This window comes from Streptomyces sp. NPDC006512 (assembly GCF_040611935.1).
Taxonomy (GTDB): Bacteria; Actinomycetota; Actinomycetes; order Streptomycetales; family Streptomycetaceae; genus Streptomyces.
The window spans coordinates 109,332-129,443 of the sequence record NZ_JBEXPG010000019.1 but is presented as its reverse complement, the minus strand read 5'-3'; the positions used below and the strand labels follow the sequence as shown (position 1 = coordinate 129,443).

The 20,112-nt window shown below is 72.0% G+C and carries 24 protein-coding genes and 1 tRNA gene; 20 read left to right on the top strand and 5 right to left on the bottom strand.

Going from position 1 to position 20,112, the window contains the following annotated elements:
- Positions 1 to 12 precede the first annotated feature (12 nt).
- From ABZZ17_RS15915 to ABZZ17_RS15900, 4 genes are all read left to right on the top strand, one after another.
- On the top strand, positions 13 to 465 hold the full coding sequence (locus tag ABZZ17_RS15915; RefSeq protein ID WP_356876223.1) for a molybdopterin-dependent oxidoreductase: 453 nt from the start codon (positions 13 to 15) through the stop codon (positions 463 to 465).
- A 110-nt stretch (positions 466 to 575) separates the two neighbouring features.
- Positions 576 to 1,862 carry a PQQ-binding-like beta-propeller repeat protein gene (locus ABZZ17_RS15910; protein WP_356876221.1) on the top strand — a complete coding sequence of 429 codons (1,287 nt, stop codon included), beginning with the start codon at positions 576 to 578 and terminating at the stop codon, positions 1,860 to 1,862.
- A 143-nt stretch (positions 1,863 to 2,005) separates the two neighbouring features.
- Positions 2,006 to 2,740 carry a hypothetical protein gene (locus ABZZ17_RS15905; protein WP_356876219.1) on the top strand — a complete coding sequence of 245 codons (735 nt, stop codon included), beginning with the start codon at positions 2,006 to 2,008 and terminating at the stop codon, positions 2,738 to 2,740.
- 266 nt (positions 2,741 to 3,006) lie between these two features.
- The gene (locus ABZZ17_RS15900) at positions 3,007 to 3,948 is read left to right on the top strand and encodes a helix-turn-helix domain-containing protein (RefSeq protein ID WP_356876217.1); all 942 of its coding nucleotides are present in this window, start codon (positions 3,007 to 3,009) and stop codon (positions 3,946 to 3,948) included.
- 33 nt (positions 3,949 to 3,981) lie between these two features.
- On the opposite strand, the gene ABZZ17_RS15895 is transcribed toward ABZZ17_RS15900, so the two are convergent.
- Positions 3,982 to 4,794 (bottom strand): VOC family protein, encoded by an 813-nt coding sequence (locus tag ABZZ17_RS15895; protein ID WP_356876215.1) that lies wholly within the window; start codon positions 4,792 to 4,794, stop codon positions 3,982 to 3,984.
- Positions 4,795 to 4,915: 121 nt separating this feature from the next.
- Between ABZZ17_RS15895 and ABZZ17_RS15890 the strand changes: the two genes are divergently transcribed.
- Complete coding sequence (locus tag ABZZ17_RS15890) at positions 4,916 to 5,506, top strand: HhH-GPD-type base excision DNA repair protein (RefSeq protein ID WP_356876213.1); 591 nt, start codon at positions 4,916 to 4,918, stop codon at positions 5,504 to 5,506.
- An 83-nt stretch (positions 5,507 to 5,589) separates the two neighbouring features.
- Positions 5,590 to 6,063: a cupin domain-containing protein gene (locus tag ABZZ17_RS15885; protein ID WP_356876211.1), complete on the top strand. Its 474-nt coding sequence runs from the start codon at positions 5,590 to 5,592 to the stop codon at positions 6,061 to 6,063.
- Here the strand turns inward: ABZZ17_RS15885 and opcA are convergent.
- Positions 6,012 to 6,944, bottom strand: coding sequence for a glucose-6-phosphate dehydrogenase assembly protein OpcA (gene opcA / locus ABZZ17_RS15880; RefSeq protein WP_356876209.1), 933 nt, complete (start codon positions 6,942 to 6,944; stop codon positions 6,012 to 6,014). The two genes, ABZZ17_RS15885 and opcA, sit on opposite strands and share 52 nt — an antisense overlap.
- 95 nt (positions 6,945 to 7,039) lie before the next feature.
- Positions 7,040 to 8,638 carry a helicase HerA-like domain-containing protein gene (locus ABZZ17_RS15875; protein ID WP_356876207.1) on the bottom strand — a complete coding sequence of 533 codons (1,599 nt, stop codon included), beginning with the start codon at positions 8,636 to 8,638 and terminating at the stop codon, positions 7,040 to 7,042.
- A gap of 88 nt (positions 8,639 to 8,726) precedes the next feature.
- On the opposite strand from ABZZ17_RS15875, the gene ABZZ17_RS15870 reads away from it, so the two are divergent.
- Complete coding sequence (locus tag ABZZ17_RS15870; protein WP_008740979.1) at positions 8,727 to 9,023, top strand: type II toxin-antitoxin system VapB family antitoxin; 297 nt, start codon at positions 8,727 to 8,729, stop codon at positions 9,021 to 9,023.
- A 79-nt stretch (positions 9,024 to 9,102) separates the two neighbouring features.
- Positions 9,103 to 9,786, top strand: a complete 684-nt coding sequence (locus tag ABZZ17_RS15865) for a LytR C-terminal domain-containing protein (RefSeq protein ID WP_356876205.1) — start codon at positions 9,103 to 9,105, stop codon at positions 9,784 to 9,786.
- Positions 9,787 to 9,910: 124 nt separating this feature from the next.
- On the opposite strand, the gene upp is transcribed toward ABZZ17_RS15865, so the two are convergent.
- Positions 9,911 to 10,546, bottom strand: a complete 636-nt coding sequence (gene upp / locus ABZZ17_RS15860) for a uracil phosphoribosyltransferase (RefSeq protein WP_214353071.1) — start codon at positions 10,544 to 10,546, stop codon at positions 9,911 to 9,913.
- 167 nt (positions 10,547 to 10,713) lie between these two features.
- On the opposite strand from upp, the gene ABZZ17_RS15855 reads away from it, so the two are divergent.
- From ABZZ17_RS15855 to ABZZ17_RS15810, 10 genes are all read left to right on the top strand, one after another.
- A complete protein-coding gene (locus tag ABZZ17_RS15855; protein ID WP_356876203.1) occupies positions 10,714 to 11,661 on the top strand; it encodes a universal stress protein in 948 nt (315 codons plus the stop codon).
- Between the two features lie 166 nt (positions 11,662 to 11,827).
- Positions 11,828 to 12,052: a hypothetical protein gene (locus ABZZ17_RS15850; RefSeq protein WP_356876201.1), complete on the top strand. Its 225-nt coding sequence runs from the start codon at positions 11,828 to 11,830 to the stop codon at positions 12,050 to 12,052.
- A 193-nt stretch (positions 12,053 to 12,245) separates the two neighbouring features.
- Positions 12,246 to 12,794 carry a hypothetical protein gene (locus tag ABZZ17_RS15845; RefSeq protein WP_356876199.1) on the top strand — a complete coding sequence of 183 codons (549 nt, stop codon included), beginning with the start codon at positions 12,246 to 12,248 and terminating at the stop codon, positions 12,792 to 12,794.
- A gap of 62 nt (positions 12,795 to 12,856) precedes the next feature.
- On the top strand, positions 12,857 to 13,285 hold the full coding sequence (tadA, locus tag ABZZ17_RS15840) for a tRNA adenosine(34) deaminase TadA (RefSeq protein ID WP_356876257.1): 429 nt from the start codon (positions 12,857 to 12,859) through the stop codon (positions 13,283 to 13,285).
- Between the two features lie 102 nt (positions 13,286 to 13,387).
- Positions 13,388 to 13,474: transfer RNA gene (locus tag ABZZ17_RS15835), tRNA-Ser, on the top strand.
- Between the two features lie 182 nt (positions 13,475 to 13,656).
- Entirely contained in the window at positions 13,657 to 13,947 is a 291-nt protein-coding gene (locus tag ABZZ17_RS15830; RefSeq protein ID WP_356876197.1) for a hypothetical protein, read from the top strand.
- A gap of 362 nt (positions 13,948 to 14,309) precedes the next feature.
- Positions 14,310 to 14,471: a hypothetical protein gene (locus tag ABZZ17_RS15825; protein ID WP_356876195.1), complete on the top strand. Its 162-nt coding sequence runs from the start codon at positions 14,310 to 14,312 to the stop codon at positions 14,469 to 14,471.
- 208 nt (positions 14,472 to 14,679) lie between these two features.
- Positions 14,680 to 15,522 carry an RNA polymerase sigma factor SigF gene (locus tag ABZZ17_RS15820; RefSeq protein WP_356876193.1) on the top strand — a complete coding sequence of 281 codons (843 nt, stop codon included), beginning with the start codon at positions 14,680 to 14,682 and terminating at the stop codon, positions 15,520 to 15,522.
- 232 nt (positions 15,523 to 15,754) lie between these two features.
- A complete protein-coding gene (locus ABZZ17_RS15815; protein WP_356876191.1) occupies positions 15,755 to 16,594 on the top strand; it encodes an RNA polymerase sigma factor SigF in 840 nt (279 codons plus the stop codon).
- A gap of 70 nt (positions 16,595 to 16,664) precedes the next feature.
- Positions 16,665 to 17,498: a hypothetical protein gene (locus ABZZ17_RS15810; protein WP_356876189.1), complete on the top strand. Its 834-nt coding sequence runs from the start codon at positions 16,665 to 16,667 to the stop codon at positions 17,496 to 17,498.
- 73 nt (positions 17,499 to 17,571) lie between these two features.
- Here ABZZ17_RS15810 and ABZZ17_RS15805 read toward each other — a convergent pair whose 3' ends face one another.
- Positions 17,572 to 17,799: a hypothetical protein gene (locus tag ABZZ17_RS15805; RefSeq protein ID WP_356876187.1), complete on the bottom strand. Its 228-nt coding sequence runs from the start codon at positions 17,797 to 17,799 to the stop codon at positions 17,572 to 17,574.
- Between the two features lie 135 nt (positions 17,800 to 17,934).
- Here ABZZ17_RS15805 and ABZZ17_RS15800 point away from each other — a divergent pair, with 135 nt between their 5' ends.
- Together ABZZ17_RS15800 and ABZZ17_RS15795 are read left to right on the top strand one after the other, a co-directional pair.
- Positions 17,935 to 18,369 carry a MarR family transcriptional regulator gene (locus ABZZ17_RS15800; protein WP_356876185.1) on the top strand — a complete coding sequence of 145 codons (435 nt, stop codon included), beginning with the start codon at positions 17,935 to 17,937 and terminating at the stop codon, positions 18,367 to 18,369.
- A gap of 14 nt (positions 18,370 to 18,383) precedes the next feature.
- Positions 18,384 to 20,063, top strand: coding sequence for an MDR family MFS transporter (locus ABZZ17_RS15795; RefSeq protein WP_356876183.1), 1,680 nt, complete (start codon positions 18,384 to 18,386; stop codon positions 20,061 to 20,063).
- The last annotated feature ends 49 nt before the right edge of the window (positions 20,064 to 20,112 follow it).

Below are 20,112 nucleotides of genomic sequence, written 5' to 3'. Positions count from 1 at the left end.
CATCACTGGGGCATGCCCACACTCTTGCTGCACGGAGACCTCGGCCGACCGGCGGCCCTCAGCGTCGCCGACCTCCGGGGATGGCCCGTCCACCGGGCCGAGGTCACCTTCGACTGCGCGACGAACGGCCCGCAGCACCACGTCTTCGAAGGCGCCCTGCTGCGGGACGTGGTCGCCCGCGCCCATCCGGACCTCGAAGACCGCCGCCGCAAGGACCGCAGCCGCTTCGTCCTGGCGGTCAGCGGCGGGGACGGTCACCACTCGCTGCTGTCCTGGGCGGAGTTGGACCCCGACTTCTGCGGCAGCCCGGTCCTGCTGGCCACCCGCCTCGACGGCGAGGACCTCGACGAGGCCGGCTGCCAGCTCGTCGTCCCGACGGACCGCTGCGGAGCGCGGTACGTCAGCGCGGTCACCCACATCTGGTTCGGCGCCCTCGAAGTCCCGGTGCTGGCCGGGGTTTCCTGAGCGTCACCCCCTGGCCTCCCGCGCCGCCACCGCCGAAACTGACCCGGCGCACACCGAGTCGGAGCGTCGGAGGGGGAAGCATGCGCCGGGGGTTACCCAGGAGGGCGGCCGTGGCGGCCGCGTTGGCGGGACTGGTGCTGGTCGCCGGTTGCGGCGGGGGGCCGGAGGACGACGGGCAGGAGGGGGTGAAGGACACCCCCTCGCAGAGCGCGTCCGGTTCCGCCGGGCCGCAGGAGGCGCCGACGCCGCTCGTCGCGCACGATCCACCGCTGAAGTTCGCGCCCGCAGGGATGTGGGCCCTGGACACGCGCCGGCTCGCGGCGGCCACCCTGGACGGGAAGAACGCGTACGGGTACGCGCAGGACCACGGCGAGCTCGTGGTCGCCGACCTGGCCTCGGGCGAGGCCGTCGGCGACGGCGCCGGGCCCAAGGGGGACCTGCCCGAGGACTACGGCGAGGACACCCTGGAGAAGGAGCCCCCGCTGTGCGAGCGGACGCGGCCGGGCGCCGGGACGGCCGGCGGCAAGCGGGTCGCCGTCGGGGTCTTCCCCACCGTGTCCAAGGGGAGCGGGACCACCGCCGACACCTCGGTCTACGAACTGGTCACGGTGGACGCCGCGACCGGCACGGCCGTACTCCAAGCCCCCCTCGGCATCGCCGTGGGCGGGGACTTCTGCCAGGTCAGCGGGGTCTCCGACACCACGGCCGTCCTCGTCCTGGGCGGCAGCCAGGACGGTACGCCCACGACGTACGGGGTCGACCTGGCGACCGGCCGGGTGAGCTGGGACCGGCCCGGGTTCGAGGGTCAGCTCGTTCTCGGCGGCCGCGTCGTCGGCAGGGACTCGGCGGGCGGCTCCGTCAGGGTCACCTCGCTGGACGCGGCCACCGGAAAGGAACAGTGGCAGGCACTGGAGAGGTCGGGCGCCCAGTACCGGATCACCGCCTTCTCACCGGAAGCGGCGCGCGTCAGGAACGTCGACGCCAACGGCTCCGACGAGGTCGTGCGCCTCTCCGACGGCGTGCCCCTGGAGATCGAGGGCTTCGGCGAGCGGCTCCACGAGATCCAGGACTGCGTCCACGACCAGCGGGCGACCACGATCTGCTCCGCCCGCACCACCAAGGGCGGGGAGCTGTCCGGATACGACGCCGTGAGCGGCACGCGCCTGTGGACGGTGGGCGGGCCGTCCGACACCGAGGGCCGCAGCGCACCGGAGCTCCTGACCGCCTTCCACGGCGCCGTCTACGGCCGGGTGGTGCGGGACGGCCGGCCCGCGGACCCGATCGTGCTGGACGCCAGGACCGGCAAGGACCGGGAGTCGCAGCCCGGCGCGGCGCCGTTCCAGGTGAACGAGTACGCCGCCTTCACCGCGCAGGGGGTGTACGAGACCGCCGGCTGACCCGCCCCGCACACGTCCCTGCGGGCCGAACCACCCCTACGGTGAACCGCGGTTGGCCCTGACACCGGCTCGGGGGTACCTCAGGGGCGTGCGGGGGCCGTCCCCGGTGCCGCCGCACCCCGTCCGGCGGCACCGTAGGGGCCATGAAGACCACCACCGCGGGGCTCGCCCTCGCCGCTGCCGCCGTCCTCACGCTCACCGGCGCGGCCGGCGCGTCTGCGGCGCCCGCACCCGCACCCGCACCCTCCTATGACTTCTCCGGCTGCCCGGCCCTCCCCTCCGACGTCGACCCGGCACGCTGGAAGTGCGAGTTGCACACCGCCTCCGGCTCGCTGCGCCTCGGCGGCCGCGACGTCCCCGCGCTGGCCCCGATGACCCTCACCTTCGCCGAGGGACCGATGCCGGACGGCAGCCCCGGCCAGGTCTGGGGATCCCTGCGCAGCGCCCCCTCCCCCGTCCCCGGCGGCCTCCTGGGCCACGCCTCCGCCGACCGGTCCCCCCTGCTCGGGCTGTCCCTGCAGCCGGAGTACGGCGGCCGGTCCGACTTCTACTCCGTCGGCGACAGCATGGGCTTCTTCACCCTGCGCTACCGCGTCCTGAGCCCGCTCCTGCCCCGGGACTGCGTCATCGGCGGCGGCGACACCCCCGTCGAGATCCGCCTGAAGCGGGTGGGCGACTCCGAGCGGGTGTCCAAGAACCCTCCGGTCATCAAGTACGCCGCGACCGACACCGCGTTCGGCGTCCCGGCCGCCACCGGCTGCGGCCCGATGACCCGGCTCGTGAACGACCGCCTCGGCCTCCCGGCGGCCGCCGGGAACCGGATCACCCTGGCAGGTGAATACACGTACAAGACCTACGACCAGCTGCCCGCGCACTGATGCGCCGACCGGATTCCGTCCGGACGCACTCCGGTCGGCCCGTACGTTTCTTTGCTTCGCAGTACCGGGAGAAAGAACCCCTGCCCAACCCCACCAGCCTCCCCGCGAGGCTCGCTCACTCACACGGGTGAACAAGTCCAACTCGGCTGGATTTCGGACCGGTTGCGGGGCATATGCTCGCCCCGCAACCCCACAAACGAAGACGGCCCCCGCCGGGACGGCAATCCCGGACGAGGGCCTGACCAAGTAGGAAGTCCACACTTCCCATGGCTCCTCAGCAGGTTAGCGCGCGCTCGCTCGCGCCGTACGGCGTTCGTCACTCGAACGTCCGGCACAAGAACCGGTTCACCGTCGTCGGGAACCACCTGATCCAGAACCCGAAGATGACGCTGACCGCCCGCGGCCTCGGCGCGTACATCCAGTCCCTCCCCGCCGGCACCGGCATCGGCATCAAGGACCTGGCCAGGGAGGTTCCCGAGGGGACGGCCCGGATCGCGGCGGCCCTGCGCGAGCTGGAGGCCCACGGCTACCTGAAGCGGACCGTGGAACAACTGCCCGACGGGCGGTTCGTCACCCATACGGTGTCCTACAACCAGCCCCGCCGGGTGACCACCACGACCACGCCGCCCCCACCAGACCCCCAGGCCGCGGCCCCCACCCCGGACCCCACCCCGGACCCTGAGCCGGACCCGGCCCCCGAGCCGGACCCCCGTCCCGACCCGGAGCCGGAGGCCGCACCCCAACCGGAGCAGGAGCAGCAGCAACCGCACCTGGACCCGGAACCAGGGCCGCAGGACGCACCGGAGCCGGACCCCGGCCCCGAAGCCGCCCCCGCCCCCGACCCCGACCCGGTGCTGCTGCGCGCGGCCGCGAACCTCCTCGCCCGGCTGCGCCGCGTCGATTCCCGGCTGCTCCTCGGGCAGCGGGACATCGACCGCCTCGCCCCGCGGCTCGTGCCCTGGCTGGAACGCGGGGCGACCCCGGACGCGATCACCACCGCGCTGACGGCCCGCCTGCCCCACCCCCCGGCCCACCCGGCCGGCCTGATCGCCCACCGGCTCGAAAATCAGCTGCCGCCCCTCCTGGAACCCGAGTTCGTCCGGGCGGCGTACGTCCCCCCGGACCCCTTCCAGACCTGCCCGGCCTGCGACCGCGCCTTCCGCAGCCCGGTCCCCCGCCGGTGCGGCGACTGCGGCGACCCGCCGTGATCACCGGCGGGGGCACGGGCCACGGAACTCCCGCTACTCGAAGGCCGGCATCTCCCCGACCGTCGTCGTCAGGTCGATCACCGCGAACGCCGCGCCCTGCGGGTCCGTCACCGCCGCGAACCGCCCGAAGGGGCTGTCCATCGGGCCGAAGTGCAGCTTCCCGCCGTGCTTCTTCGTCTTGGCGACCGCCTCGTCACAGTCGGGCACCGCGAAGTAGACCTGGATGTAAGAGGGGACCTCGGGCGGGAAGTCGTCGCCCATGCCCATCCGGCCCAGGACCGGGTTGCTCGTCCCGCCCAGGCTGAAGACCTTGAAGTCCATCCCGGCCGTCTCCGGGTCGTCGCCCGTCTCCATCTGCTGGGCCTCGTACGGGAAGACCTTCGGCAGGAAGGCGTCCGGCTTGGCCACGTCCCGGCTGAAGACCTCGGCCCAGGCGTACGAACCCGCCTCCGCCATCTTCTCGAAGCCCTTGTGTTCGCCCGGCTGCCAGACACCGAAGACCGCGCCGCCCGGCTCCTTCGCGATCAGCATCGTGCCGAACGTGCCGACCTGCATCGGTTCCATGACCAGCTCGCCGCCCGCCGCCTTGATCTTCTCCGCCGTGGCGGCCGCGTCCGGCGAGGCGAAGTACAGACACCACTGCGAGGGAGCGTCGACCCCCGGCATCGGCGGGACGACGGCGGCGACCGCCTTCCCGTCGGAGTAGGCCTGCGTGTAGTTGCCGTACTCGCTGCTGGAATCGCCGAAGGTCCAGCCCAGCACGTCCGCGTAGAACTCCTTGGCGCCCTCCACATCGGTGAACATCGCGTCCACCCAGCAGGGCGCGCCTTCCTGGAACTCAGCCATGGTCGATCGACTCCCGTGTCGTCGTGTCCGCATGCGCGTCTGTCGTTCCCACGCTAGGCGGGGGGTCCGACAACCGCGCGCCGACCGCGCGCGGAGCCCGTGCGCGGGGGAGGCTGGAGGCATGGACATCACCATCCGGCTGGCCCAGCAGCCCGAGGCCGACGCCCTGCTCGCCCGCAGCCCGCTCGCCGCGCTCACCGGCATGCTGCTCGACCAGCAGGTGCCGATGGAGTGGGCGTTCTCCGGGCCCTACACGATCGCGCGGCGGCTCGGCGCCGACGACCTCGACGCGCACGCCATCGCCGCCCACGACCCGGAGGCCTTCGCGGCGCTGCTCTCCGAGAAGCCCGCCGTGCACCGCTACCCCGGGTCGATGGCGAAGCGGATCCAGCAGCTGTGCGCGTACCTGGTCGAGCACTACGACGGGGACGCGGCCGCCGTGTGGGCCGACGCCGCGACCGGGGAGGAACTGCTGAAGCGGCTCAAGGAACTGCCGGGATTCGGGGAGCAGAAGGCACAGATCTTCCTGGCGCTGCTCGGCAAGCGGTTCGGGGTGCGGCCCAAGGGCTGGCGGGAGGCCGCGGGCGGCTACGGCCCGGCGAACATCCACCGGTCGGCGGCCGACATCACCGGCCCGGAGTCCCTGGCCAAGGTACGCGCGTACAAGCAGGAGATGAAGGCCGCGGCGAAGGCCGGGAAGGCCGCGGGGTGAGGGGCGTCGCAGCAGGTCGCGGGCCGGGTTGACCGTACGGCCGGGGGACCGGAGGTGCAGGTTCCTGCCTTAGGGTCGGCCGGATGATCAGCAACCTCACGCGCGCGGCAGGCGCCGAATCGATCTCCGACGGCCCGGGCAGCGTCATCACCCTGCTCACCGACACCGACGAGCTCACCTGCAACACGGCGAGCTTCGAGGTGGGGGCGGCCGGCGCGCCCGTGCACTTCCACACGAAGGCCACCGAGTTCTTCCACGTCACCGACGGGCGGCTCGACGTCCTGGTCGGCGACGAGGTCCACACCCTCGGCAAGGGCGACTTCATCACCGTCCCGCCCGGCGTGAAGCACGCCTTCGCCCCGGCCGCGGGCCACACGGCCGAGGTGTTCGTCGGCTTCACCCCCGGCATGCACCGCTTCGACTACTACCGCCTGCTCGGCCGGGTCCGCGCGGGCGAGGCCACCGTCCAGGACATCAAGGACAGCTCACCGGTCTACGACAACCACTACGCGGAGAGCGAGGCCTGGGCGGGCCGGCCGCGCAGCGCCGACGCGTAGACCACGTCGGCGTCCAGGCGCCGCAGTTCCTCCGCGAGCAGCTCGGCCGTGCTGCGGATCTTGAGGGCCACCCTGCGGTCGGGCCAGCCCGGCAGCAGCAGCGTGGCCAGCACTCCGGCGGGCCGGTCCACCCTTATCTCCCCGGCGCTGGTCTCCAGCCGGACGCGGGTGATCAGCGGGCCGTCCGTCGGCACCCGCTCCACCCGCACCCGGAGCCGGTCCTCCAGCCAGCGGGCCAGCAGCTCGGCGCTCGCGTTGTCCGCCTCGCTCTCCACGGCGACGCCGGTCACCGGGAGCGGCTTGTGGTCGAAGGCGGCGGCCAGCAGGGACCGCCACGGGGTGAGCCGGGTCCAGGCCAGGTCGGTGTCGCCGGGGGCGTACGAGGCCGCCCGCTGGTCCAGCACGCCGACCGGGTCGGGCGCCGCCTGGGAGTCGGTGATCCGGCGCTGGGCCAGCGCGCCCAGCTGGTCGCGGGCCGGATCGGCCGGGGCCTCGGACGGCCACCAGGCCACCACCGGCGCGTCGGGCACCAGCAGCGGGAGCACCACCGAACCGGCCTGGTCGGTGAGCTCGCCGTGCAGGCGCAGCAGCACGATCTCGCCGGAGCCGGCGTCCGTGCCGACGCGCAGCTCGGCGTCGAGGCGGGTCTGGTGGAGTCGCTTGGGGCCCCGCTTGGTCCGCTTGATCACCGCGATGATGCGGCACGGGTGCTCGCGGGAGGCCTCGGAGGCGGCGCGCACGGCGTCGTACGCGTTCTCCTCGTCGGTGACCACGACGAGGGTCAGCACCAGCCCCATGGCGGGGCTGCCGACGGCTCGGCGCGCTTCGAGCAAGGCCCGGACGACCTTGCTGGACGTGGTGTCGGTGAGTTCGGTCCGCATGCCCCCGAGTCTGTCAGCGTCGGCCGCCCGAGCGGCACCCGGTGCACTTGATTCCGGCTCGACCGGGGGCGGGGCCGCGCGGACGGCCCGTCATGTCAGCGGCGCCGCCGGGCCGTTCCGAAGAGCGAGCGGGAGATCTCCCGGCCCAGTTGGGTCCCGATCGAGCGGGCCAGCGAGCGGAAGATGCCGCTGCCCACGACCTGTTCGGCCAGCGAGGGATCCGGCTTCGGGGCCTTCCGGGCCGTCTTCTCCGCCTCCTTGGCCTGCTTCTCGGCCTCCGCCGCCGCGGCGGCGGCCTCCGCCTCGGCCTCGGCGGCCGCCTGTTCGGCGCTGATCTTCTCGTACGCCGACTCGCGGTCGACGGGCTCGGCGTAGCGCGAGTACAGCAGGGAGGCCTTGACCGCCCGGTCCAGTTCCGCCGCGTCGACGGGGCCCATCAGCGACTGCGGGGCGCGCAGCCGGGTCGCCGCGACCGGCGTCGGGGCGCCGTTCTCGCTGAGCACGGTGATCACCGCCTCGCCGGTGCCGAGCTGGGTGAGGAGCTCCTCCAGGTCGTAAGCGGAATTGGGGAAGGTCTTCACCGTGGCCTTCAGGGCCTTCGCGTCGTCGGGGGTGAAGGCGCGCAGCGCGTGCTGCACCCGGTTGCCGAGCTGGGCGAGCACGTCGGCCGGTACGTCCTTGGGCGTCTGGGTCACGAAGAACACCCCGATTCCCTTCGAACGGATCAGCCGGACCGTCTGGGTGATGGAATCCAGGAAGGCCTTCGAAGCCCCGTTGAAGAGCAGGTGCGCCTCGTCGAAGAAGAAGACGAGTTTCGGGCGCTCCAGATCGCCGACTTCGGGGAGATCGGTGTAGAGGTCGGCGAGCAGCCACATCAGAAAGGTGGAGAAGAGCTGCGGTTTGTCCTGAACCGCCGGGAGTTCCAGTACGGAAACCGTGCCGCGCCCGTCGGCGGCCGTCCGCAGGAATTCACTGCTGTCGAATTCGGGCTCGCCGAAGAATTGCGCGGCGCCCTGCTGCTCGAATGCGGTGAGCGCCCGCAGGATCACCCCGGCGGTCACCGTGGAGAGTCCGCCGATGCCCTTCAGCTCCGGCTTGCCCCGGTCCGACACGAGGAAGGCGACGACCGCGCGCAGGTCCTTGAGGTCGATCAGGTCCAGGCCCTTGGAGTCGGCGTAGTGGAAGATCAGGCCGAGGGACTGCTCCTGGGTCTGGTTCAGCTGGAGCACCTTCGACAGCAGGACGGGCCCGAACGCCGTCACCGTCGCCCGGAGCGGGATGCCCGGGCCGATCCCGCCGAGCGAGTAGAACTCGCTGGGAAAGCCGGTGGCCTGCCAGTCCTGGGCCACTTCGCCGGCCCGTTCGCGGACCTTGTCGTTCTCCGTGCCGGGCGCGGAGATGCCCGAGACGTCGCCCTTGATGTCGGCGAGGAAGACGGGCACGCCGTTCGCGGACAGCTGCTCGGCGATGAGCTGGAGCGTCTTCGTCTTGCCGGTGCCGGTGGCACCGGCGACGAGCCCGTGCCGGTTGAGCATGGCGAGCGGGATGCGGATCTGCCGGTCCGGCAGGCAGACGCCGTCCCAGATCAGGGCTCCCAGGTCGAGCGCCGGTCCGGTGAACGCGTACCCCGCGGCGATCGCTCCGGCCGGGTCCGCGGGGTCCGCGGGAACGGCGGCGTCGGTGCTCTGGCTCATGCATCACTCCCGGAATAGCCCTGTCTGCCACTTTTGCACCCACCCGGCGAGGCTGCGCCCGGAGGCGCGGGCCCGGTAGGCTTTCCGTGTGATCTTCAAGCGCATCGGAAGCGGGCGGCCGTACCCCGACCACGGCAGGGAAACCACCCGGCAGTGGGCGGACGTCGCCCCGCGCCCGGTCCGGCTCGACCAGCTCGTCACGACCAAGGGACAGCTGGACCTCGAAACGCTGCTGGCCGAGGACTCCACCTTCTACGGCGACCTCTTCGCGCACGTCGTGAAGTGGCAGGGCGACCTGTATCTGGAAGACGGGCTGCACCGCGCGGTGCGCGCGGCGCTCCAGCAGCGTCAGGTGCTGCACGCACGCGTCCTGGAAATGGACTGATTGCGCCTTTCGGGTCAGCCTTGCCCGATCAATAGATCATTTAGTAGGCATCGTCACGGCGCGGCACTACGCTGCGCCCATGAGCATGCTCACTCCCCCCGGCATGGGCGGAAAGTACCGCGTTACGGGAGCTGCCTACCCCCGCATGAGCCGCCGGCCGCGACGCCGGAAGGTCGTCCTCGTCCTGCTCGGCTCGCTCCTCGCGCTGTCCCTGCTCGGCTACGGGGCGCTCCAGCTCATCGGGGTGTTCCGGGGCGACGGTGGCGGTAAGCGGAATGCGGCGGCGGCCGGCAAGGACTGCCCGACCGCGTCCGCCAGCCCCGTCAAGGCCGCGCAACCCGCCTCCGCTCCCCAACCGGGACCCGCCGCCTCCGCATCCCCCGCGGTCGTGCTCCCCCAGCCCGGCCAGATCACCGTCAACGTCTACAACGCGACCCCGCGAGCGGGCCTCGCCAAGGCCGTCCGCGACGAGCTGGAGAAACGCGGCTTCGTCATCGGGCAGGTCGGCAACGCCCCGCCCACCTTCGACAAGAAGGTCCCGGGCACCGGGATACTGCTCGGCGCGCCCACGACCGACAAGGCGGCCTACTCCGTCCTCGGCACCCAGGTCGACGGGCTCACCCAGCAGCACGACACGCGCGAGGGCGCGGACATCGACCTGATCATCGGTGACGCCTTCACGCAGCTGAAGCCCAAGGAAGAAGCGGACAAGGCACTGGCCCTCCTGGCCAACCCCGCGCCCGCACCCACCGGAAAGTGCTGATCCCGGCCCGGTCCGGTCCCCTGGACCGGACCGGGACCGGGACCGGGCGCGTCTACTCGGCGGAGCCGGCGGTTGCCTATGCGGCGGAGCCGGCAGTCTCCTACTCGGCGGAGCCGGCAGCCTCCTATTCGGCGGAGCCGTACATGCGGTCCCCCGCGTCGCCCAGGCCCGGCACGATGTAGCCGTGCTCGTTGAGCCGCTCGTCCACCGCGGCCGTCACCACCGTCACCGGCGTGCCCGCCAGCTCGCGCTCCATGACCTCGACGCCCTCGGGCGCGGCCAGCAGCACCACGGCGGTCACGTCGTCGGCGCCGCGCTTGATGAGTTCCTGGATCGCCGCGACCAGCGTGCCGCCGGTGGCCAGCATCGGGTCGACGACGTACACCTGACGTCCGGAGAGGTCCTCCGGCATGCGCGTCGCGTACGTGGAGGCCTCCAGGGTCTCCTCGTTGCGGACCATGCCCAGGAAGCCCACCTCGGCGGTCGGCAGCAGCCGCACCATGCCGTCCAGCATGCCGAGACCGGCGCGCAGGATCGGGACGACCAGCGGGCGGGGGTGCGACAGCTTCACGCCGGTCGTCGGACCCACCGGGGTCTCGATGTCGGCCTGCTCGGTGCGCACGTCGCGGGTGGCCTCGTACGCGAGGAGGGTCACCAGCTCGTCGGCCAGGCGCCGGAACGTGGGGGAGTCGGTGCGCTTGTCGCGCAGCGTGGTGAGTTTGTGCGCCACCAAGGGGTGATCGACTACCTGCAAACGCACAACATCCTCCAAGACTCAGCCGGGTTTCGACCTGCGACCTGCGACCCTGCTACCTGCGACAACGGCCGCTGTTCGCGACCCACTCCCAAAAGGCTACGCGCTGCCACGACCGCTCGGCGTCGCACGGCGGAGATGCGGCCCGCCCGGCCGCCCGGCACGCTGGACGGGTGAGCAGTGGACTGGTGATCGCGGCGGTCGACGGATCCGAGCACAGCCTCCGGGCCCTGGAGTGGGCCAGGACGGCCGCCCTGCGGCACGACGCCGCCCTGATGGTCGCCCATGTGCTTCCCGACGCCTCCCAGTTGTACGCGGGCCGGCGCTCCGCCCTCCACCATCCGAACGAACCCGCGCAGTACGCCGACCCGATCGGCGACCACGTCCGCACCGTCCTGGAGGCCGCCCCCGAGCTGCCCCGCGAGGTCCGCTACGAGGCCCTGGAAGGGTCCGTGCCCGAGGCCCTGCGGGTGATCGCCGACGAGAACCGGCCGCTGATGCTGGTCATGGGCTCGCGCGGGCGCGGCGGGTTCGCGACCCTGCTCCTCGGCTCGAACAGCCGCGCCGTCGCCACCACCGCCACCTGCCCGGTGGTCGTGGTCCCGCACGCCGACCGCGACGCGCGGGCCGCCGCGACCGAGCCCTCCGCCGGCCGGGTGGTCCTCGGCCTGCACGCCGCCGAGACCCCCGAGGACGTACTGACCTTCGCGTTCGCGGAAGCGGCCGCGCGGGGGACCACCGTCCAGGTGGTCTCGGCGTACGATCTGCCGCCCACGCCGACCATGGTGGTCGACAGCCCCTTCGCCGTGATCCCGCCCGAGGCGCTCGCCGACGACGGGGACGCGGTGCCGGCCGAACGGGAGATGCTGCGCTCCCAGACGCGCCGGCTGGAACCGCTGCGCGCCCGCCGGCCCGACGTGCCCGTGGAGCAGGCAGCCGTGCCCGGGGACGCGGCGGGCCGGCTGGTGGAGGCCTCCCGGTCGGCCGCGCTCGTCGTCGTGGGCCGCCACCATCCCCGCCGACGGTCGCTGCTGATGGGCTCCGTGGCCAACGCCGTCCTCCAGCACGCGCACGGCCCGGTGGCCGTCGTACCGGACCTCACCGACGACGCGGACGACTGAGGAACCGGGGCCCGAGGGAACCGGCGGGAAGCTGCCCCGCAGCCCTGACCTGGGTCGATCTGGGAAAAGGTGGCATCAATCGCGCCGTCCGGGGGAAGGTGGGAATCCGGGGGGTCTGCTTCGCGCCGGCGGAGGAGGACGACCGGACCAGCCGGGGTGGTGGCCGATGCCCGAGACGCAGCCGAGCCGAGCGAGTGACCAGAGCGACGGGAGCAGTGCCGGGAGCGATCCGCACGAGCCACCCGAGAGCGCGGCGCAGCGCAGGGCGCGGCGCGCGCAGTTCCTGCGCGACCTGAACGAGGCCCGGGAACTCCGGGACCGCGTGCAGCCCCGGCGCGCCCGCGCGGCACGGATGCGCCAGCAGATGCGGATGCGTACGTTCCGATGGTGAGCGGCCCGGCGACCGGCGTGGCGGCGGACGCCGCGACACGGCCGCCGCGCGGAAGACCTCTCGCAAAGCCGCTGTTTCTGCCACGATGCCGATTGGGCGGGGTGGGAACAGCAGGCGTCACGGCCGTTCGCACCCCAACCTCCGGCCGGGGGGACCTCCAACCGGCACGCCTATGACCAGTGGGAGAGTCACGGTGTATTTCGCCGCACTGCTCGCGCGCACCGAAGACGGGTGGGAAGCGAGCGACCTGGAACTCGACGACGTCGAGTCCCTCAGTGATCTGATCGATCTCGCCCGTTCCGCCGCTGTCGACGACGACACGGTGGTCGCTCTCATCGAGCAGGAGGACGCCTGGTTCGGCGTCGTCCGCGTGGACGGCGAGGAGGACCCCCGGTACTTCGTATCGAACGCCTCCGCAGCCGACCGCAGCTCCTACGGATCGATGCTGACCAAAGAGCTGCTGGGCAGCGACGAGGAGGACGACGAACTCGACGAACTGGACCTGGACGGCACCGAGGACGGCGAGGACGAACCGGTCTCGGCGTTCGCGGAAGAGGACGACGACGCGGACGAGCGGACGGGAACCGGCGCCGAGCCGCTGCCGGCCGGTCCGCTCGGCGACCCCCTGCTGCTGGACGACCTCGGAGTCAGCAACAAACAACTGATGACCCTCGACGGGGACGCCCTCTCGGAGATCGCCGACTCGCTCGGCGCCACCGAGGTCCTGGAGGCCGTCCGCTAGTGAGCACCGCGCACGACATCGCGTACGGCCCCGATCCCGTACGGGATCCCTGGCGGGACTCCATGCGCCTGGCGCTCCAGGAGGCCGCCCTGGCGGTACCGGCCGGCGACGTGCCGGTCGGTGCCGTCGTGCTCGGCCCGGACGGGGAACTCCTCGCCTCCGGGCACAACGAGCGCGAGGCCACCGGCGACCCCACGGCGCACGCCGAGGTACTGGCGCTGCGCCGGGCGGCCGCCCGGCTCGGGGAGTGGCGGCTCACGGGGTGCACCCTCGTCGTCACCCTGGAGCCGTGCGTGATGTGCGCGGGCGCGCTCGTGCAGTCCCGGGTGGCCCGGGTGGTGTTCGGCGCGGGGGACGAGAAGGCCGGCGCGGCGGGGTCGCTCTGGGACCTCGTACGGGACCGGCGGCTCAACCACCGGCCGGAGGTGATCCGCGGAGTGCTCGAAGCGGAGTGCGCGCGGCAGCTGACGGACTTCTTCCGGGACCTGTGAAACGGGCTCCGGAGGGCTCGCAGGGGCCTCCGGAGGGCCGCCCGGATGGCGGCCCGGATACGGATTTCAGCTCAGCGTGCTCTTTGGGCTAAGCTCTCTCTCGGTAGCGTGTCCGAGCGGCCGAAGGAGCACGCCTCGAAAGCGTGTGATGGTGCAAGCTATCCGTGGGTTCAAATCCCACCGCTACCGCTCTGAACCGAGAGCCCCGCCCCGCAAGGGTCGGGGCTCTCGGCGTTCCCGGGGTCAGTCGGCCACTGGGTCAGTCGGCCACTGGGTCAGTCGGCCGCATGGCCGTCCGGTCGCCGACCGTCCGGCGGGGCCCTCCGGGGGACATCCGCGTGACCGGGCGCCCGCTCGGCCGTTGTCACGGCATGACCAAGACCCAGCGCATGCTCGCCGCCTTCGCCCTCGCGGGGGCCGCCGCGGGCCTCGCCGCTCCTGCCGCCTCTGCCGCGCCCCTGGCCCCGCTCACCCTCCCGGACCTGCCGACGGCGACCCCGGGCATGCCGCAGGGCGCGCAGCCGCGTTCCGTGCAGGAGATCGGCGGGAAGCTCAGCGAGGGCGCCAACCAGCTCAACCAGCTGATGGAGCTGCCGAACCAGCTCGCCCCCGTGATCGCGCCCGTCCAGCCGATCGCCGACCTGGCCGGCGGGCTGGAGTAGCGCCTCCCCGCATGCGAAGAAGGCCCCGACCGGAGTCGGGACCTTCGACGTGGGGACGGGGGAAGTGGCATCGGGGGGACAAGCCACTTCCCCCGGTGAGGACGGAACCTGCCAGTCCGAGCCGCAGTCAGGGGGGAAGCTTGCGGCTCGGACCCCGCAGCGAGGCCCTGTCCCTCACCCACCGGTTTCCTGCCAGAACCGGTGGGCTCGTCTTCAATCCTGCGCCTTCCGCGACCGGGGACCCACCGGCAAAGGGCCCGTACGGCCAGGCCATTGGTCCTTAAAGGGCAGGTGAGTGTCCGAAGTTGAACGGTTAGACTCACCCGACTTTGCAGGACCGGTTGGGGAGGCCGTCACCGCTCATGGACACCAAGAAGATCGTCGTGGGCGCGCTCGTCGTCTTCGTGCTCTACGTGATCATCACCCAACCGGTCAAAGCTGCCGATTTTGTACAAATAGGCTTCCAGGGAATCTCGGATGCCGCCTCCGGTATCGGCGAGTTCATGACCGAACTGGTGAGCTGAGCCCGTACGCTGAAGCGGTTTCCGGACCTCCCGGCCCCCCACTCCGACGGGTGGGGGGTCTTTTGCATTCCCACTGTTCGAAAAGAATGTCCCTATATGCCCAACTTGCCCTCAACACGGCGATATACGGTGCTTGCGCATAGTGCACATCTCTTGTGATGCTATGACCGCTTTTGACAGATGAGTTGACTGAAGGGGTGGCGTGACCGTGCCGGCCAGTACTGCGCCTCAGGTGCCACCCCAGCAGGACGCCCAGGAAGCGCCCCCGACCGCCCCCCGGCCGCAGAGCCGGGGCGCCGACACCCGGGCCCTCACCCAGGTGCTCTTCGGGCAGCTGAAGGGCCTTCAGCCGGGCACCAGCGAGCACGACCGGGTGCGCGGGGCCCTCATCGAGGCGAACCTCCCCCTCGTCCGGTACGCGGCCGCCCGCTTCCGCAGCCGCAACGAGCCGATGGAGGACGTCGTCCAGGTCGGCACCATCGGCCTGATCAACGCGATCGACCGCTTCGACCCGGAGCGCGGGGTGCAGTTCCCGACCTTCGCCATGCCGACCGTCGTGGGCGAGATCAAACGGTACTTCCGCGACAACGTCCGCACCGTCCACGTCCCGCGCCGGCTCCACGAGCTGTGGGTCCAGGTCAACGCCGCCACCGAGGACCTCACCACCCTCCACGGCCGCACCCCGACCACGCCCGAGATCGCCGAGCGGCTGCGGATCAGCGAGGACGAGGTGCTGTCCTGCATCGAGGCGGGCCGGAGCTACCACGCGACCTCCCTGGAGGCCGCCCAGGAGGGCGACGGCATGCCCGGCCTGCTCGACCGGCTCGGTTACGAGGACCCCGAGCTGGCCGGAGTCGAACACCGCGACCTCGTCCGCCACCTCCTCGTACAACTGCCCGAACGCGAGCAGCGGATCCTCCTCCTGCGGTACTACAACAACCTGACGCAGTCGCAGATCAGCGCCGAGCTCGGCGTCTCCCAGATGCACGTCTCCCGGCTGCTCGCCCGGAGCTTCGCCCGACTGAGATCCGCAAACAGGATCGAGGCCTAACCGGTTCGAGTGGAGGCGTTCCCGCGTTTCCCTACAGAACCGGCTCATTCCGCTCGGTCCGCGCTCTGTCGCTGGAGATACTTGTCGACATGACGCTACAGCGTGTTGCCGACATGTGACATTCTGCTGGAACCGCGTTTGCCGCAGCCCCGCCTCCGGTATTCAGGTGGAGGCTGCGTTCCTCCGACGGGCGCGCAGAAGACGCGACCGTCCGCGACCTCAAGGGGGTGGCATGTCCGTAGACCAGGGCAGCTCCAAAGTGCTCACGCTTGTCAAGCGTGAGCAGCCGGCAGTGTCCGACCGCTCGGAAGCCATCGACACCCGCACCCTCTCCCGCTCCCTCTTCCAGCGACTTGCCGCCCTGGACGCGGACAGCCCCGAACGGACCTACGTACGCGACACCCTGATCGAACTGAACCTGCCGCTCGTGCGGTACGCGGCGGCCCGCTTCCGCAGCCGCAACGAGCCGATGGAAGACATCGTCCAGGTCGGCACCATCGGCCTGATCAAGGCGATCGACCGGTTCGACTGCGAGCGCGGAGTGGAGTTCCCGACGTTCGCCATGCCGACCGTCGTGGGCGAGATCAAACGATTCTTTCGAGACACTTCCTGGTCCGTCCGCGTCCCGCGCCGGCTCCAGGAACTGCGCCTCGCGCTGACCAAGGCCAGCGACGAGCTCGCCCAGAAGCTCGACCGGTCGCCGACCGTCCCCGAGCTCGCGGCCGTGCTCGGGGTCACCGAGGAGGAGGTCGTCGACGGTCTCGCCGTCGGCAACGCCTACACCGCCTCCTCGCTCGACTCGCCCTCTCCGGAGGACGAGGGCGGCGAGGGCTCCCTCGCGGACCGGCTGGGGTACGAGGACACCGCACTGGAGGGTGTCGAGTACCGCGAGTCCCTGAAGCCGCTGCTGGCCAAACTCCCGCCCAGGGAACGGCAGATCATCATGCTGCGGTTCTTCGCGAACATGACCCAGTCGCAGATCGGCGAGGAGGTCGGCATCTCCCAGATGCACGTCTCCCGGCTGCTCACGCGGACGCTCGCGCAGCTGCGCGTCGGTCTGATCGGCGAGTGAGGGTCCCGGCCGGAGGCTGAACGCCGCGCAACGGGTTCCCATTTGACGTGGCGTCAGGAAAACTGACGCGATGCGAACGGGATCTCGCGCGGCGCTCGCCCTCACCCTGTGCTGCACGGCCGCCGCCCTCACCGGATGCGGCGGCCCGGCCCGGGACGGCTACGTCGCCGTGGGCGCGGCCGCCCCCGGACCCGAGAGGGGCGCGGGGGAGAACGTCGCGCCCCGGGCCGGAGTGGAGTTCCAGCCGCTCGCGGCCCCCGGGGCGGGCACCCCGGCGGAATCCTCCGCGTCGGCGTCCGTCCCCGCGACGGGCACCCCGTCCGACACCGCCCCTACGACGCCCGGCACCCCGGGGTCCCAGCCGCCCGGCGGCTCCGGCCAGGGCGGAGGGACGGCCACCGCCCCCGGCGGCTCCGCACCCGCGCCCGGCACCCCGCCGGAGGCGGGCCGGCCCGTCCCGCCCGGCGGCCCCCCGCCGGCGCAGCCGGGCACCACCCCGGCCCCGGGCGGCCCGGGCACCCCTCCAGGGGCCCCGGACCCCAAGCCTGGACCCGGGACCGGCACGCCCGCGCCGCCCCCGCCGCCGCCCGCCACCCCGGCGAAGCTGTCGCTGAGCGCGCCGGTCCGCGCGGCGGCGTCCGAGCGCCGGTGCGAACGCGTCACGGTCACCTTCACCAACACCGGCGGCACCGCCGCCCGTTCGGGCACGGTCAGCTTCGCGACGCACATCATCGGCGCCCTCGGCGTCGACTGGGCCACGATCACCACCAGCCAGCCCCTGCCCGGCCCCATCGCGGCCGGAGCCTCGAAGACCCAGACCTACACGGTGTGCGTGGAGGCGTGGCGGGTCCCGCTGGGCATGCGGGTGGAGACCCAGAAGGTCACGGCCTCCTGGACCCAGTGACGGGCGGCCCGGCGAGGGGCGGCCCGATGACCGGTGCCCCGTCGGCCGGGGGCGGTCAGCGCGGTCAGCGCGGTCAGCGCAGGACCAGCCAGAGGGCGGCGCCGAACACGAGGAGCAGGCCGAAGGCCAGCCCCAGCACCGCCCCGGACTTCGAAGCCGGGTCCTTCTGGCGCCGCCGGGCGCCCGGGACGGACGGGGTGCGGGCCGGTTCGGCCTCCTCGACGAACGCGCGGAACATCTGCGTACTGCCCGCGGGGTCGTAGCCACCCTCGGGTTCGGGAGAGTTGTGGTTCGCAGCCATGGCCCAGGACCCTAGCGGGTTTTCCGCCGCCGACGGGTTTTCCGATTCCTTTACCGCCGGACCCCCCGGATTCATTTGCCTGTAGCAACCATCCGCTTCTATGGTTGCCCTAAGCAACAAGATGGGGGGCACCCGGTGACCACGTGGACCGCGCAGAGCACCACCCGCTACGAGGAGCTGGCCCGCCAGCTCACCGGCATCGGGGCGGTCAAGCGCGACCTGGCCCGGATCCTGCCCCACGACTGCCCGCCCGCCTCCGCCGCCGTCCTGACCGTGCTCGACCGGCACGGGGAGATGCGGCTGAGCCGGCTGTCCGAGTACCTGGCCGTCGACATCTCGGTGACCAGCCGCCACGTGGCCCACCTGGCCCAGCGCGGCTGGATCGACCGGGAAACCGACCCGGGCGACGGCCGCTGCCGGATCCTGCGCCTCACCCCGGCGGGGCGCGCGCTGCTCGCAGAGCTCGGCGCGCGCTACACCGGCGCGCTGGAGAAGGCCCTCGCCGACTGGTCGGCCGAGGACGTCGACGTACTCAACACCCTGCTGGCCCGACTCCGATCGAGCTTCTAGTACTAAGGAAACGCATGGCTACGACCACACCCACCGGTGTGCGGGAAGGCGGCCGGTCGGAGACCACGTCCGACGGCGCGCCCATGACCCACCCCCAGATCATGAAGGCGCTGTCCGGGCTGATGCTCGGCATGTTCGTGGCGATCCTGTCCTCGACGATCGTCTCCAACGCACTGCCCCAGATCATCAGCGACCTCGGCGGCACCCAGTCCTCCTACACCTGGGTCGTGACCGCGGCCCTGCTGTCGATGACGGCCGCGACCCCGCTCTGGGGCAAGCTGTCCGACCTCTTCAGCAAGAAGTTGCTCGTCCAGATATCCCTCGTCATCTACGTCCTGGGCTCCGTCGTCGCCGGCCTGTCCCAGAACACCGGCATGCTCATCGCCTGCCGCGTCGTCCAGGGCATCGGTGTCGGCGGCCTCTCCGCCCTCGCCCAGATCGTGATGGCCGCGATGATCTCCCCGCGCGAGCGCGGCCGCTACAGCGGCTACCTCGGTGCGGTCTTCGCCGTCGCCACCGTCGGCGGCCCGCTCCTCGGCGGCGTCATCACCGACACCGACTGGCTGGGCTGGCGCTGGTGCTTCTACGTCGGCGTGCCCTTCGCGATCATCGCGCTGATCGTGCTCCAGCGGACCCTGCACCTCCCGGTCGTCCGCCGGGACGTCAAGGTCGACTGGCTGGGCGCCTTCCTGATCAGCGGCTCGGTCTCGCTGCTGCTGATCTGGGTCACGCAGGCCGGTGACTCCTACGCCTGGATCTCCTGGCAGACCTGGGCGATGACCGGCGGCGCGGTGGCGCTCGGCCTGCTCTTCGTCCTCGTCGAGTCCCGTGCGAGCGACCCGATCATCCCGCTGCGGCTGTTCCGCAACAAGACCATCAGCCTGGCCTCGGCGGCCTCGCTCTTCGTCGGCATCGCGATGTTCTCCGGCACGGTCTTCTTCAGCCAGTACTTCCAGCTGGCCCGCAACGAGTCCCCCACCATGTCCGGCGTCCTGACCATCCCGATGATCGGCGGTCTCTTCGTCTCCTCCACCGTCTCCGGCCAGGTCATCACCAAGACCGGCAAGTGGAAGGCCTGGCTGGTCTCCGGCGGCGTGCTCCTCACCGCGGGACTCGGCCTGCTGGGCACCCTGCGCTACGACACCCCGTACTGGCACATCGCCGTCTACATGGCGCTGACCGGCCTCGGCCTCGGCATGATGATGCAGAACCTGGTCCTCGCCACCCAGAACCAGGTGGCCCCCGAGGACCTCGGCGCGGCCAGCTCCGTCGTCACCTTCTTCCGCTCCCTCGGCGGCGCCATGGGCGTCTCGGCGCTCGGTGCGGTCATGGCCAACCGCGTCACCCACTACGTCCAGGACGGCCTCACCGCCCTCGGCCCGAAGGCCGCGGCCATGGGACACGGCGGCACCGCCGGGGGCGGGATCCCCGACCTCGACAAGCTGCCCGCGCCGTTCCGGACCGTCATCGAGTCCGCGTACGGCCACGGCGTCGGCGACGTCTTCCTCTACGCCGCCCCGTTCGCGCTGCTCTCCCTGGTGCTGGTGCTGTTCATCAAGGAGGTCGCGCTCAAGTCGAAGCCGGCCGCGCACGCCCCGACGGCCGCGGGTTCCACCACGTCCGCCCCGGCGGACCCGGCGCAGGCTCCGGCCGACGCGCTGAAGAAGACGGCCGAGGCTCCGGCCGGGTCCTAGTGCCGCGACCGGAAAGGCCACGGCACTGGTGCCGTGGCCGGGAAGGTTT